This window comes from Lactobacillus taiwanensis, from assembly GCF_017894345.1.
Taxonomy (GTDB): domain Bacteria; phylum Bacillota; class Bacilli; order Lactobacillales; family Lactobacillaceae; genus Lactobacillus; species Lactobacillus taiwanensis.
Window position 1 is genome coordinate 857,348 of record NZ_CP059276.1, and the last position, 13,509, is coordinate 870,856.

The following is a 13,509-nucleotide window of genomic DNA, read 5'->3' on the forward strand; positions in this document are numbered from 1 at the left end:
CATTCTTCACAAAAGAGAACATACACTCCAAGACTTGAGTGATATGTTCTCTTTTGTGAAGAATGTAAATATTAATGAAAAATTCTGTTGATAAAATGACGTAAATATATCTTGGTAATAAGACTTATTATAGAGACTAATATTGCCGCAAGGCTTTTTTAGTATAAAGAAGATGTATGGTAGTAGATATAAATTTAATATACTTTCCTTGATAATTGGATTAGCGCTCGGAGCTTTATTTGGCGTTTTAAGAACTTCTAAGAGTCGACTTGTGAAAATGATATTTAGACTATATTTAGAGTTTTTCCGAATAATGTAATGAAGAATGGTCGTGCTGCCGCTTTAGCAGACGATAATTCATACTTGTATGCTTGGGCAAAGAACAATCCTAAGTATACTGTTGGAATTAAGCACTTAGGTCCAAATTCATACATCGCTCCTGCAGTTAAGAAGGGTAACAAGTCACTTCTCGATTGGGCTAATAAGCACATCAATAAACTTAGTAAGGATGGATTCTTTGTAAATGATTAAATGATTATAACCAAGAATTGAAGCCTTGCTTTGGTGATGATGTTAAGCCATCTGATATTATTATGAATAAATAAATTGATTTTAAAGCAACAGAAGTTTAATTGATCTTCTGTTGCTTTTTTTGTTAAAAATATTTTCAAGTAAGTTTTAAGCTATCTATGCTAAAATTTTTAATAAGAGGTGAGAGTGTGTTAGAAGAAAGACTAGCTCAAATTGGTAAAATGGTAGATCCTGAAAGCCGATTGGCTGATATTGGTACCGATCATGCATATTTGCCAATTGCATTAGTAAAAGAAGAAAAAATAGATTTTGCGATTGCAAGCGACGTTGCTGCAGGTCCTTTGAATAATGCAAAACAAGATATTGAACAAGCAGGTTTAGAAGAGAAAATTGAAACAAGATTAGGATCAGGCTTAGAGACTTTAAAGGCTGAAGATCGAATTGATACCGTAGTAATTGCGGGAATGGGCGGAAAGCTGATGACTAATCTTTTAGAAACGGCATATCAAGAAGGTAAAAAGTATCCAACCTTAATTTTGGAAGCTAATATTGGCGAACCATTAGTAAGAAAGTGGTTGATGGATCATCACTATGAAATAGTAAATGAAAAAATCATTGAAGTTGCTGGCCATATCTATGAAATAATTAAGGCAAAATTAGGCAGAGAAAAAGTGGTTTTATCTGAACAAGATTTGGAATTTGGATCATTTTTGTCAAAAGAAAAGAATCAAGCTTTTATTAAAAAGTGGAGTAACCAACTTCATTATTATAAAAACTTACTTGCTAATTTAAATAAGGCTAAAAATAAAGATCAAGAAAAGATTGATAAAATAAATGCCTTAATTGAAATGATTGAGGAAGTATTAAAATGACGAAAGTAGCAGATATTGTAAAACGCTTAAGAGAAGATTTTCCAGAAGAGATTGCTTCTGAAGGCGATCCTGTAGGGATGCAAATTGGCTCAATGGATGCAGATGTTACAAAAGTAATGACAACTTTGGATGTACGTCCACAAGTAGTTGATGAAGCGATTGAAAATGGTGTTGATTTAATTATTAGTCATCATCCAGTAATGTTTAGACCAGCTAAAAATCTTGATTTTGCAGATCCGCAAAATGCCATGTATGGCAAATTAATTGCTAACGGTGTTACTGTGTATTCAATTCACACTAATTCTGATAAAGCTCAAAATGGCTCAGCTGATTGGCAAGCAGAGGAATTAGAGTTAAGAGATATTGAACCCTTTGCTTTAGATGCTGATGGAATCGCAATTGGTCGAAAAGGAAAATTACCTAAATCAATGACTGCCAAAGAATTTGCTTACTATGTAAAAGATAAAATGCAAATCCCAATGGCAAGATTAATTACTGCTGATAATGACAAAATGATTTCTACGGTAGCATTTATTTGTGGTGATGGTGGCAAATTTTGGCGACAGGCATTGGTAGATGGTGTCGATGCATTTATTACCGGTGATATATATTATCACGTTGGGCATGATATGATCTCTGCAGGTTTAACAGTAGTTGATCCAGGTCACTATACTGAGAAGCTCTTTAAATATAAAGTAGGCGAGCGTCTTGAAAAGTGGAATAAGGACTATAATTGGAATGTGCCTGTAGTAATATCAGAAGTATCTACTAATCCATTTCAAGATTTATTTTAGGGAAGATTAAAATGACAGAATATCCAACTTTATTACCAAGATTTTTAAAATACGTGAAGGTAAATTCAAGATCTGACGAACATTCAGACCGTTTTCCATCAACTGAAAGAGAAGAAAACTTTCAAAAAAATGTGATTATGAAGGACCTAGAAGAACTAGGTCTTAAAGATGTTCACTATAATCAAAAGAGTGGTTGCGTCATTGCAACTATTCCTTCAAATATTGATTATGAAGTGCCAACGTTTGGCTTACTAGCTCACTGTGATACAGCAGATTTTAATTCGGTTGACGTAAAGCCTCAAATCACAGAAAATTATGATGGTAAGTCTAAGATTCAATTGGGTAATAGTGAATTTTACTTAGATCCTGAAGTTTTTCCACATTTAAAGAATTATAAAGGTCAAACTATAATTTCTGCATCAGGTGATACATTGCTTGGCGGAGATGACAAATGTGGTATTTCCGAATTAATGACTTTTGCCGAGTATTTAATGGAGCATCCTGAAGAAAAGCACGGTGAAATCAAGTTAGCCTTTACTCCAGACGAAGAAATCGGAACAGGAGCAGAGCATTTTGATGTTGAAGAATTTGGAGCAGATTTTGCTTACACAGTAGATGGAGAAGCACCAGGTAAACTTGACTGGGGAACTTTTTCTGCAGCTCAATTTGGTTTAGACATTCAAGGTGTTAACGTTCACCCAGCGGTCGCTAAAGGACAAATGATTAACGCAATTCAAGTAGGAATTGATTTTCATAATCAATTGCCTGAACATGATCGTCCAGAACATACTGACGGACGTGAAGGATTCTTTCATTTAATGAATTTTGACGGAACTGTAGATTCCGCTCATATGGACTACATTATTCGTGATTTTGAACGTGATGGTCTTGAGAGAAGAAAGAATCTAGTTAAAGACATCGTTAAGAAAATGAATGATGAGTTTGGAACTGAGAGAATTAAGCTAAAGATGTGGGATCAATACTACAACATGGCTGATGAACTAGAAAAGCACATGGAGATTGTTGACCTAGCACGGGATGCATATAAAGCTGAAGGGCTTACTGTTAATGAAGATCCAGTTCGTGGTGGTACAGATGGCTCACAATTAACTTATATGGGCCTGCCTTGTCCAAACTTATTTGCTGGTGAAGAAAATATGCACGGGAGATATGAATATACGGTGCTCGAAAGCATGTGGAAAGCTGTGGATGTTTTACGTAAGATTAATCAATTGAATGTTGAAAGAAATAAGAAATAAATAATTAGTGAAACATTTTTTAACTAATTTTGATTAAATTTAATGATTTCTGGTTTTCTTTGAGGACAATTAAATGCTTTTATATCAATATTATTAAATTAATTAAAAATTAAAAATTGTTTTACACTGATATTATTAATTTGCTAAATAGTAGATGAAATACTTGATACTTTAGTATTTTATCTACTATTTTTTTATTAAAAAATCCGATTTAAAAATTGTGAAACATAATAAGCATTTGCATTTGAAAATATATATTGGTATTATATTAGTGTGATAGATAAATCATACACTAGTAAAGAGGGTGTGAAGAGTGCAATTTCAAGATAATATTCCAATCTATGTACAAATTGAAAAGTATCTTTATCGACAAATTGCCTTAGGAAAAATAAAACCAGGAGAAAAAGTCCCTTCAGTGCGTCAATTAGCAGTTGACCTAACTGTTAATGTAAACACGGTTCAACGAGCTTTGAATCAGATGAATACAGAGGGAATTCTTGAGGTTAGACGCGGGCTAGGATCATTTGTTACTACAGATACAGAATTAATTTTACAAAAGCGTAAGGAGTTAATTAAAGACACAATGAGCGAATTTTTAGAAAGTACCGCGCAATTGGGTCTTACGCCTGAAAAAACGCTTGAAGAGCTTAAAAAGTTCATTGAAGAGGAGAAGGGGGATTAAAATGAATAAGCTACTTGAAGTAAAAGGATTGACGTACAAAAAGAATTTAAGAACTATTCTTAAAGATGTAAGTTTAGATGTTGATTCTGGTAAGATTATTGCTCTTCTTGGTGAAAATGGTGCAGGTAAGACAACGTTAATGAGAGTAATCGTGGCTATTGCCAAGCATTATCAAGGAAAAGTGCTTCTTAATGGTGATGGAAGTGAAGTTTACCGTAAGGCCAATATTGCAATGACTGACAATTTAAAAGGATTAAGCGATTCGACAAAAGTTGGAGAAGTAGAAGAATTTTATCAAAAATTGTTTGTTGATTTTGATAGTAGTAAGTTTGAACAATTACGTTCTTTTATGAAGCTAAGTAATGATATGAAATTGGGACAACTTTCTCGCGGAATGCGGGAAAAGTTAGAAATTGCTTTAACATTGAGCCGAGAAGCTAAGCTATATTTACTTGATGAGCCTTTCTCTGGAATTGACCCAATGTCAAGAAAAAGGATTATTAATTCCATTTTGCTTTGGAAAAGTGCTGATAGCACAATTATTATTTCTGATCACTTTGTAAATGAAATTACGACGATCTTGGATGAAGTAGTAATTGTTAAAGATAAAAAGATCGCTAGTCATCTATCAGCAGATGATATTAGAGCAAAAGGACATAGCATTGAAGAATACTATGAAAGTTTATATGCAGATGAAGGAGCTGAATAAAAATGACTACTTTTAAAGCATTATTTAATCAAATGGGCAAAAAGAAGCGTCGTAGTGTATATTTATTAGCTCTATTGCAACTAGTAGCTGGATCAGTATTCGCGCTTTGGGCATTCTTTTCAAATGGTGGTGCATTTTCAAATACTGATAAGCCAGTTGCATGGTTTGTAATGGTGGCTACGTTTACTCCTTTTACAGATATAGCGTATGTTATACTTTCTGCGTGGCAAAATGAGAAAGAATATAGTTCTCAAACTTGGCGTTTAGTACCAATTTCTTCAAGCAAATTTTATTTGGCTAATATTTTATCAGCAATTGTTAATGGACTCTACTTAGTTTTAATCCAAATTGGAATGGGAATTGTTACTTTTTTGCCTGCTTTCTTGAGTAAAGATATTAGAACTAATATCTGGCAAATAAATCAGGCATTTGGGAAAGAAACACACTTCTGGCAAAAAGTTTCAGATTCGTTTCCAATTAGAGAAATATTGAGCGCATTCTTAGCATTTTTACTATTTGCTATTTTAGTTTATAGCATTATTACCACACTAAATCTTTCAAGTAGAACAATTACGGACTTTCTTCCAGATAAGCATAGTAAGCTAGTGCGTTTTGTAATTATGATTATCTTAATTTTTATCTTTATTGTTCTGACAAACAACTTAGGTGGCTTATTGAACCAATTACGTTGGGGTGATACAGATAATGGTTTGCTTGCTTTTGCGGAAAGTAATCTAGTGATGGCCTTGATTGATATCATTTTAGGCTCAATTAATATTTGGCTACTAAAGGAGTTTCACGAGGGAAAGTAGGAAACTAGTATGGTAACATTTTCGTCAATTTTTAAAGAGTTAACGCAAAATAAAGCTAGATTAGTTCGCCGCTTGGCTTTTTTACAGGTAATTACTGGAATTTTATTTGGCTTCTGGGCACTATTTTATTCAGTTTTTGAAGGTGAGAGTAAGTCCTATATGATGGTTGCTTTTATCAGTATTACGCCTTTCTTTGATCTAGCATATCTTGTTCTTTCAAGTAGAAAAAATGAAGAGATATATGCTTCTCAAACTTGGCGCTTAGTCCCGATAAAAGAAAGTACATTGCTATTTGCCAATTTGTTCTCAGCAATTGTTGATGGATTATATTTAGTTGTTTTACAAATAGGTATGATTGCTATAGCAGGATTACCGGTCATTACTACAAATGAATTTTGGAAGACAACATTTAAGAATTTTGGATCAATTGGTGAAGGAAAACTATGGCAAGAAGCTCATCTAACTGATCTAGCTTGCAGTGTTATATTGCTAATTTTAATTGCAATTTTTATCTACGTTGCTATTAGTTCAGTTAATTTTACTGGAAAAGTAGTCAGTGACTTTTTACCAGAAAAAATTAGTAAGATGGTTTACTTTTTAGTAGTTGTCGCATTGACCTGTGTCGGCTTGATAGTTTTAATAAACGTTTATTGGTTTGTTTTGAACTCACTTACTGGATTTTTACAAAATGGGATGTTTTTAAATACCTTGAGTAAGGATGCACTCGAGGTGAAATCTAATTTAAGTTCTAATTACTTAACTATGCTTGCAATTTTTATCGTAGATTTAATCTTAATTGCGATTAATATTGTTTTATTAAATAAATACCATGAGGCAAAAATATAATAAAAAACATTCTAAGCTAAATAGTGAATTGATATCCGACGGGATAATCAATTCACTATTTTTTGTTCTAGTCGTAGGATGAAAATAGTAGTAAAACCATATGCCGTCTTGTTCTTAGACACTTGATGTCGTATAAAAAACTGGCAGTTTTGCTCAAGAATTCAATAGTCTCTTCGAAGAATGTGGACACTTAGATGTCGAGTTTAGAAAATTAGATATGATTCCTTAAGTAAATACGTTTTACTACTAATTTTTAGGAGGTATTTATTATGCAAGTTGTATTCGGAATTGATGTAAGCAAAGCTACTTCTACTGTCTGTGAATTAATTGGTGAAAGTAAAAATGAACTCACCATTACTAACGATCTTCCTGGTTTCACATTGCTGTTAAAGGACTTAGCTGCTTTCTCTAAACAGCCACAGATAATCTTTGAAGCTACTGGTGTTTATTCTCGCAGACTACAAGCTTTTCTTGAAGACTATGACTACGACTATGTCATTATTAATCCTCTTAAGGCTAAGAAAGAGATGGATTTGGGCTTGCGTCATAATAAAACCGACCGAACCGATGCTTATCACCTAGCCCTAATTCAACGACTTTATCATCATCCGGTTAATAAAATACAAGCTAATGCATATCATCAGCTTAATGCTTTAAGCAGATTTTATGACCAGCTAACAGCTGATTTAGTGATGGCTAAAAATAGACTTCATCAAGTTTTACAATCTACTTTTCCTGAAGTAGAGCAATTATTCTGTACAGCGAAGGGCTTTAACTATTGGAAAATAATCAGTCACTACCCACACTGTGAATTAATTAGACAAGCCCAAGAAAGAGAAATTATCAACTGGCTGATCCAGCTTAAAGGTATTGGAATAAAGCATGCGCAAAAGACTGCAGCTAAGTTAAAGAAACTCGCCAATATGACTTATCCAGTTGTTTCTGAAACCAGCGTAGAAGCTGAACAAGTGCAATACTATGCCCAAAGATTAATTAACTTGAACGAGCAAAGAGAAAACTTAATTTCTAGAATGGTAAAACTAGCTAAATCTTTGCCAAATCATGATCTTGAGAATCTAGAGAGCATTCCTGGTTTTGCACAGACTACTGCTGTTAGAGTTTTAGCAGAATTAGGCGATATTCGCAGATTCTCTAATCCTAACAAGATCAACGCTTTTATTGGTATTGATCCAGGGCGTTACCAATCAGGTGAAATGGATTCTAGTTTAAGCATTACCAAACATGGGAATGCCATCGCACGTAAATTGCTTTATCGAGCTATTGGTCAAATAGACAATGCAGCTAAAACCAATCCTTGTCATATAGCAGATTATTATGAAAGCAAAAAGCGATCTCTTCAAACCAAGGGGTTTAAAAAGATCGCTATTGCTTCAATTCATAAGCTAATCAGGACTATTTATGCTCTGATTATCAATGATCAACTATATAATTACAACGTAGCCACACATAACCAAAAAGACTTTAGTCGTAATTAATTGATCAATTTCATTATAGACCTAAGCCTATAAAAACGATATGCTTATAGGCTTATTTGTCATACTTTCTTTTAGAAATAATTCGCCTGTATGTATTAAACGCTTAAAAATATGATTAAAAAATAAAGCTAAACACCTTATTATGCTTGACTTTACGTAGAAAAAGAATAAGGCTTTGAATATTTTAAAATTTCAAAGTCTTATTCTTTTTATTTAATTTTATAATTATGAGTTAGCTTGAATATAATCTAAAACTTGTTCCGCTTCTTCCATAGTGTATTTAGCTTCACCAGTTTTCATAGCGTGGAGTTTTTCAACTGATAAGTGACTTGAAAAGGCTAGAGCAGTGTCATTAACATTATTCTTTACTTCAAATTCAATAATTGCATCAGATAATTCTTCAGGACTCATTTATTTCACACTTTCTAAAATACTAATTAAAACCAGTTTACTTGATTAAACGGGAAGTAACGTAATTTAACTTCGCCAATAATATCTTTTTTATTGATAAAACCAATCATTCTAGAATCTTTAGAGACATTCCGGTGATCTCCCATTACAAAGTAGCAATCTTTAGGAACTTTTTTCACATGATAAAGTTGTTCAAGGCTAAAATTATTTGTGTAAAGCTGACCTTTAGAGAGCTTTTTCTTATATTGAGTTAGATAAGGTTCCCTGATTGGCTTCCCATTAATATACATTACATCATTTTTTGATTTAATGCTGTCACCAGGCACCCCAATAATTCTTTTAATGTAAAGAGCACCTGGTTCATCGGGAGCCTTGAAAATTACAATATCACCACGTGATAACTTTGTATGCCTTACCGCGATGACTCGATCGTTGTTTTCAAAGGTTGGCTGCATTGACGGACCACTGATTGTTTCATTAGCAAGAAAAAATCGAAATACTATAAGGTATAATCCGAAAATAATAATTGCTAAAATAAATACTTGCAGGAGCCAATGCCCGAAGGACTCAGGTTTTTCAGTTTTATGTTTTGACATAATTATTGCTTCCTTAATTCTGCATTACTTTTATTATACCTGTTTTTATTAGCTTTGCATGGTAAAATCATTTCATAAGGAAAATATAAAATGAAAAATTATCAAACTAAACTTAATAAATTAGATAAAGAATTAAATTATTTACCTCTTCATAGACAAGTTACCACAATTAATCAGATAATTGCTAGTGTAGAAAGGGGAAAAATTTTATCAAAATCTCCAGATGAACTTGGCTTTTTACCTGATAGCTTAGATATAATGATAGAGAACGTTGGTGACAATGTGAAAGCACAGGAAGCCAATAATTTGCTTAATAATTTTCGTAGCTTTCTTTCAAGAGAGTATGGAATATGGTCTTTGCCCAATTTAGAAACTGCAAGGCTCATTAAAGAGGAATATAACATTAAGTCAAGCTTAGAAATTATGGCTGGAAATGCGTATTGGTCAAAGGCCTTAAGTGAAGTTGGAGTAAAAGCAACAGCAAGTGATTCGTTTACTTGGGCTAAAAGTTCAACTACAGGAGAGAATCCAATCTTTAAAACAAAAAATTTGGATGCTCTAGAAGCAATTAAGGCGCATCCTGAAGTAGATTTGATTTTATGCTCGTGGGCACCAAATTTTGGTGATGATGATCTAGCTGTTTTGAATTTTTATCGCAATTTAAATACAAAGCCTGCATTACTTTTTATTGGTGAAAAAGACGGAGTAACTAACTCTGCATCCTTTTGGCAAGAGGCAGAAATTACTACAAATCCAAAAATTAATCGTAGCTTTCGTAGTTTTGATTTCATAAATGAAACGGTGTTTAAGGTAAAATAATGAAAATAAAACGGATTATTCTTTTAATAATTTCTTTTTTAACTTTTTTGGGATTAGGCTTGATTTTGTCACGTCATCAATCTCAAAGGGCTGATCAAGTTTTAAACAATAACGGTTTGTCAAGTACTTATTATGTTTTTAACCCTAAAAAGAAACACAATATTAAACAGCTATTGATCCATGTTAATGAAAAGTATTTCCGTGATAAGGTGCAAATCCATTTTGAATCTGATTATATTCCTGATCGAGTATTAATTTGGGCTAACTATAATTTGAAAAGTCAACCTTTAGCCAAGGGTAGTTCACGCTACTTTACTAAAAGTGATTTTACTGGTTCAATTCCGTTTGCTGTTATTTCTGCTGATACGAAAAGTCGAGTAGTAATTCTCCAAAATAATCATTATCTCAAAGAAAATAATGATTACGTCACTATCATCGGTGAGTTAAAAAAGAATAATGAGAGTCAAAATGGACAAGCAGTCTATTATTTATCAACGGGAATTAATCAACCTACTGCTAAAGAATCTATTCTTAACTATAAAGTAGTAGTTGATGGACTAAATAGAAATGAAGCTAATTCCTTGCACCATTATTTAGGTGGTAAGATGCAGGTTGTTGATTTTAGCAAGACGTATAATAAGCAACATGGTATTAGTCCAACTAAAAAGTTAATTGGGGCTATTTTTTGTGCAGTAGTTGCCCTTATAGTTGCTGCACTAGCGGCGGTATTAGCTGAAAACCCGGTAAATTTAAAGTTTGTGCCAGGTAAGATTTGGACGCATTTATTAGCAGATTCCGGATTACGTTTCTTTTTAGCAGATGGTCTAATAGTTTTTGTGACTACGCTAGGCTTACAAACTTGGAAATTTTATTCAAATCACAGCCAGCTTTATATCTTATTTTCAATTATTTTTGTAATGCAGATTTTGACTTATGTATTAATGCTATTTTTAATAAAAATTAAGAAGGGAAAATAATGACACTACCAGCTGAATTTATTGAAAAATATCAAAAGTTATTAGGGGAAGAAAGTAATAATTTTTTTGAAGCAATTGATAAGCAAAGTAAGAAGGGCTTTCGTCTAAATCCTTTAAAATATAATTATCAAGATGTTCAATATAGCCTTAAAGAACCAATTGAGTTTACCAGTGATGGTTACTATGGCGGAGTTTCAGGACGGGATAGTGAATGGACGGGCGGTTATGTTTATTCTCAGGATCCGTCTGCAATGTATCCTGCAGTTGCCCTTGATGTAAAACCTGGCGATATAGTGCTTGATTTATGTGCGGCTCCAGGTGGAAAATCAACTGCTCTAGCAAGTGCACTTAGAAATGAAGGAGTTTTAGTAGCTAATGAAATTTCTAGAAGTAGGGCAAAAGATTTAAGAGAAAATCTTGAACGTTGGGGTGCAACTAATGTAGTTGTTACAAATGAAAGTCCTGATCGTTTAGCTAAAAAAATGCCAACTTTTTTTGATAAGATTTTAATTGATGCGCCATGTTCTGGTGAAGGGATGTTTAGAAAAGATCCAGACGCAATGCAATATTGGTCTCAAGAGTATGTTATAACTTGTCAAACTCGACAAAAAGAAATTTTAGCTGAAGCAATGAAGATGTTAAAGCCAGGTGGTGAAATAGTTTATTCTACTTGTACTTATTCTCCTGAAGAAGATGAAGAAATTGTTGCTTGGCTGGTAGAAAATTATAATTTAAAGGTTGAACCACTTAAATTATTTAAAGGGATGTCTTCGGGAAGACCAGACTGGACTGGTGCTAATCTACCTGATCTAAAAGAAACTGTACGCTTATGGTTTCAAAATGGAGTTGGTGAAGGACAATTTGTAGCACGTTTAAGAAACACTGAGGAAAATGGTAATAATGAGTCTAAAAATGAGAAAAGGAAGAAAAAGCGGCAAAAAAAGACTACAGTTACACGTTTAAATAAAGAAGAAATTGCGACTGTAGAAAAGGTAATAACTAATTTTGTTTTACCAACTGGTTTAGAAAATTGGCAAAAAGAAGTTTTACAAAGTAATGGCCATGTTTTTGTTCCAGCGCTTGATCCAGAAATTTTAAATGACTTACATATTTTAAATAATGGAGTGGAATTAGGCTTACTTAAAAAGAAACGTTTTGAGCCAAGTCATCAATTAGCAGAGGTTTTGGGACAAAAAGAACAGGGACAACTAATTAACTTTGAGGATAAGGCAAATTATGAACGGTATTTACATGGTGAAACCATTAAGGTAGACAGTAAACTACGTGGCTTTGTTTTAGTAGCTTATCGAAATCATATTTTTAGCTTTGGAAAAATTGGAAATGATCAAATTTTGAAGAATTTTTATCCAAAAGGCTTAAGAAAGTAAAAGAGGACCGGTCAAGTATGACCAGTTCTTTTAAATTAGTCGATAAATTTTACTGCAGTTCCATATGCTACTACTGACTGCATGTCACCTGCAATTGATCCTGAGTCAAAGCGCATCATGACTACAGCGTCAGCTCCCATTTCTTTTGCGTTTTGACGAAGGCGGTTAATAGCTTTATCTCTTGATTCAGTTAACATTGAAGTATAAGCTTTGATTTCTCCACCAACAATGCTTTTTAAACCAGCTCCAAAATTACGAATTGCATTTTTTGATTGAGTGGTAACACCGAATACTTCACCGATGATTTCATATTTTTGATTAGGGATATTTTCTGTAGTAGTTACTAAAAGTTGATCTGCCATTTTTATTCCTCCTAGAAAGATTTTCTTAATTATACTTAAGTGGTAGTCCTAGGGCAATAATTTTGTATAATGAAAAAGATTAAAGAAAAATTTTGATGATTGACATTATTGAGGCTAAAGACATGTGTAAAATAAAAATGATTGCAATTGATGTTGATGGAACTTTACTGAATTCTAAAAAGGAATTGACTAAAAAAGTAAAGGATACCATTTTAAGAGCGCAAAGTGCAGGAATAAAAGTTGTAATTGCTACAGGACGTCCTTTAAGTGGTATAAAGCCGCTTTTAAATGAATTAAAGTTAGCCAACCAAAAGGATCAATATGTAATTTGCTTTGGTGGTGGAGTAGTAGAAACCACTTCTGAAAATATTTTACTTGAAAAGATTTTAACTTATGATGACTATGTAGATTTAGAAGTAATTTCTCTTAAGTTAGGGTTACATTTTCATGCTTCTACTCCTGATAGAATTTATACTGCTAATCGAGATATTGGCGATTATACTTTATATGAAGCAAATTTGGTCAACCTGGGTATTTCTTATCGTATACCAGCTGAAATGAAGAAAATAAAAATAGTAAAATGTATGTATGTTGATGAACAAGAATTGTTAGATCATAAGATTGCTGATCACACGCCGTTTGCACATTTAGATAATCGAATTGCTTTTACGAAAACAGCACCATTCTATTATGAAGCTAATCCTAAGGGAGTTTCTAAAGGAAGTGCGTTAAGATTTCTTTGTCAGAAATTAAATTTAACTAGTGAAAACTTAATGGCTATAGGGAATGAAGAGAATGATTTAAGCATGATTAAATATGCTGGAGTTGGCGTAGCAATGGGAAACGCTGTTCCAGCTGTAAAACAAGTTGCTCAAGTCATAACAGAAGATTGTGATCATGATGGAGTAGCAAAGATAATCGAAAAGTATATTTAGATAATACAAATATAAAAAAA

The 13,509-nt window shown here is 33.0% G+C and carries 15 protein-coding genes and 2 pseudogenes; 14 read left to right on the top strand and 3 right to left on the bottom strand.

Features of this window, described 5'->3' with window-relative positions; genetic code table 11:
• Positions 1-199: 199 nt before the first annotated feature.
• The 10 genes and pseudogenes from H1A07_RS10530 to H1A07_RS04115 form a co-directional block, all read left to right on the top strand.
• Positions 200-316 (top strand): annotated as a pseudogene (locus H1A07_RS10530) (amino acid ABC transporter permease); the annotation flags it as partial.
• Positions 313-605: pseudogene (locus tag H1A07_RS04075) on the top strand (ABC transporter substrate-binding protein); the annotation flags it as partial. The pseudogenes H1A07_RS10530 and H1A07_RS04075, both read left to right, overlap by 4 nt.
• A gap of 84 nt (positions 606-689) precedes the next feature.
• Positions 690-1,403: a tRNA (adenine(22)-N(1))-methyltransferase gene (locus tag H1A07_RS04080; protein WP_210145418.1), complete on the top strand. Its 714-nt coding sequence runs from the start codon at positions 690-692 to the stop codon at positions 1,401-1,403.
• Positions 1,400-2,197, top strand: a complete 798-nt coding sequence (locus H1A07_RS04085) for a Nif3-like dinuclear metal center hexameric protein (protein ID WP_094496783.1) — start codon at positions 1,400-1,402, stop codon at positions 2,195-2,197. Before H1A07_RS04080 ends, H1A07_RS04085 begins: the two co-directional genes overlap by 4 nt.
• Before the next feature lie 11 nt (positions 2,198-2,208).
• Positions 2,209-3,456 (top strand): peptidase T, encoded by a 1,248-nt coding sequence (gene pepT, locus H1A07_RS04090; RefSeq protein WP_094498984.1) that lies wholly within the window; start codon positions 2,209-2,211, stop codon positions 3,454-3,456.
• Positions 3,457-3,769: 313 nt separating this feature from the next.
• The gene (locus tag H1A07_RS04095) at positions 3,770-4,138 is read left to right on the top strand and encodes a GntR family transcriptional regulator (protein ID WP_094498983.1); all 369 of its coding nucleotides are present in this window, start codon (positions 3,770-3,772) and stop codon (positions 4,136-4,138) included.
• Between the two features lies 1 nt (position 4,139).
• On the top strand, positions 4,140-4,847 hold the full coding sequence (locus H1A07_RS04100; protein ID WP_094503174.1) for an ATP-binding cassette domain-containing protein: 708 nt from the start codon (positions 4,140-4,142) through the stop codon (positions 4,845-4,847).
• A gap of 2 nt (positions 4,848-4,849) precedes the next feature.
• A complete protein-coding gene (locus H1A07_RS04105; protein WP_094503173.1) occupies positions 4,850-5,659 on the top strand; it encodes an ABC transporter permease in 810 nt (269 codons plus the stop codon).
• Between the two features lie 9 nt (positions 5,660-5,668).
• Positions 5,669-6,505 carry an ABC transporter permease gene (locus tag H1A07_RS04110; protein WP_094503172.1) on the top strand — a complete coding sequence of 279 codons (837 nt, stop codon included), beginning with the start codon at positions 5,669-5,671 and terminating at the stop codon, positions 6,503-6,505.
• Between the two features lie 269 nt (positions 6,506-6,774).
• Positions 6,775-8,001 (top strand): IS110 family RNA-guided transposase, encoded by a 1,227-nt coding sequence (locus tag H1A07_RS04115; protein ID WP_094498782.1) that lies wholly within the window; start codon positions 6,775-6,777, stop codon positions 7,999-8,001.
• Between the two features lie 225 nt (positions 8,002-8,226).
• Here the strand turns inward: H1A07_RS04115 and H1A07_RS04120 are convergent, their stop codons facing one another.
• Positions 8,227-8,412, bottom strand: coding sequence for an LBP_cg2779 family protein (locus H1A07_RS04120; RefSeq protein WP_003648964.1), 186 nt, complete (start codon positions 8,410-8,412; stop codon positions 8,227-8,229).
• 26 nt (positions 8,413-8,438) lie between these two features.
• Entirely contained in the window at positions 8,439-9,008 is a 570-nt protein-coding gene (gene lepB / locus H1A07_RS04125) for a signal peptidase I (RefSeq protein WP_094499273.1), read from the bottom strand.
• A gap of 90 nt (positions 9,009-9,098) precedes the next feature.
• Between lepB and H1A07_RS04130 the strand changes: the two genes are divergently transcribed.
• The 3 genes from H1A07_RS04130 to H1A07_RS04140 are packed head-to-tail and all read left to right on the top strand — an operon-like array spanning position 9,099 to position 12,192.
• Positions 9,099-9,827, top strand: a complete 729-nt coding sequence (locus tag H1A07_RS04130) for an SAM-dependent methyltransferase (RefSeq protein ID WP_094503171.1) — start codon at positions 9,099-9,101, stop codon at positions 9,825-9,827.
• Complete coding sequence (locus H1A07_RS04135; RefSeq protein ID WP_210145419.1) at positions 9,827-10,804, top strand: hypothetical protein; 978 nt, start codon at positions 9,827-9,829, stop codon at positions 10,802-10,804. The genes H1A07_RS04130 and H1A07_RS04135 overlap by 1 nt, the downstream gene beginning before the upstream one ends.
• A complete protein-coding gene (locus tag H1A07_RS04140) occupies positions 10,804-12,192 on the top strand; it encodes an RsmB/NOP family class I SAM-dependent RNA methyltransferase (RefSeq protein ID WP_210145420.1) in 1,389 nt (462 codons plus the stop codon). The genes H1A07_RS04135 and H1A07_RS04140 overlap by 1 nt, the downstream gene beginning before the upstream one ends.
• A 35-nt stretch (positions 12,193-12,227) precedes the next feature.
• Here the strand turns inward: H1A07_RS04140 and H1A07_RS04145 are convergent, their stop codons facing one another.
• Entirely contained in the window at positions 12,228-12,554 is a 327-nt protein-coding gene (locus tag H1A07_RS04145; RefSeq protein WP_057719126.1) for a heavy metal-binding domain-containing protein, read from the bottom strand.
• Positions 12,555-12,676: 122 nt separating this feature from the next.
• Between H1A07_RS04145 and H1A07_RS04150 the strand changes: the two genes are divergently transcribed.
• Positions 12,677-13,489, top strand: a complete 813-nt coding sequence (locus H1A07_RS04150; RefSeq protein WP_210145421.1) for a Cof-type HAD-IIB family hydrolase — start codon at positions 12,677-12,679, stop codon at positions 13,487-13,489.
• The last annotated feature ends 20 nt before the right edge of the window (positions 13,490-13,509 follow it).

Bases quoted from the DNA above. Each gene is read 5' to 3' on its own strand.
- H1A07_RS04105 (WP_094503173.1), top strand. From the start codon at position 4,850: ATGACTACTTTTAAAGCATTATTTAATCAAATGGGCAAAAAGAAGCGT.
- H1A07_RS04145 (WP_057719126.1), bottom strand. From the start codon at position 12,554: ATGGCAGATCAACTTTTAGTAACTACTACAGAAAATATCCCTAATCAA.
- H1A07_RS04150 (WP_210145421.1), top strand. From the start codon at position 12,677: ATGTGTAAAATAAAAATGATTGCAATTGATGTTGATGGAACTTTACTG.
- H1A07_RS04080 (WP_210145418.1), top strand. From the start codon at position 690: ATGCTAAAATTTTTAATAAGAGGTGAGAGTGTGTTAGAAGAAAGACTA.
- H1A07_RS04115 (WP_094498782.1), top strand. From the start codon at position 6,775: ATGCAAGTTGTATTCGGAATTGATGTAAGCAAAGCTACTTCTACTGTC.
- H1A07_RS04135 (WP_210145419.1), top strand. From the start codon at position 9,827: ATGAAAATAAAACGGATTATTCTTTTAATAATTTCTTTTTTAACTTTT.
- H1A07_RS04140 (WP_210145420.1), top strand. From the start codon at position 10,804: ATGACACTACCAGCTGAATTTATTGAAAAATATCAAAAGTTATTAGGG.
- pepT (WP_094498984.1), top strand. From the start codon at position 2,209: ATGACAGAATATCCAACTTTATTACCAAGATTTTTAAAATACGTGAAG.
- H1A07_RS04130 (WP_094503171.1), top strand. From the start codon at position 9,099: ATGAAAAATTATCAAACTAAACTTAATAAATTAGATAAAGAATTAAAT.
- H1A07_RS04120 (WP_003648964.1), bottom strand. From the start codon at position 8,412: ATGAGTCCTGAAGAATTATCTGATGCAATTATTGAATTTGAAGTAAAG.
- H1A07_RS04100 (WP_094503174.1), top strand. From the start codon at position 4,140: ATGAATAAGCTACTTGAAGTAAAAGGATTGACGTACAAAAAGAATTTA.
- H1A07_RS04110 (WP_094503172.1), top strand. From the start codon at position 5,669: ATGGTAACATTTTCGTCAATTTTTAAAGAGTTAACGCAAAATAAAGCT.
- H1A07_RS04085 (WP_094496783.1), top strand. From the start codon at position 1,400: ATGACGAAAGTAGCAGATATTGTAAAACGCTTAAGAGAAGATTTTCCA.
- lepB (WP_094499273.1), bottom strand. From the start codon at position 9,008: ATGTCAAAACATAAAACTGAAAAACCTGAGTCCTTCGGGCATTGGCTC.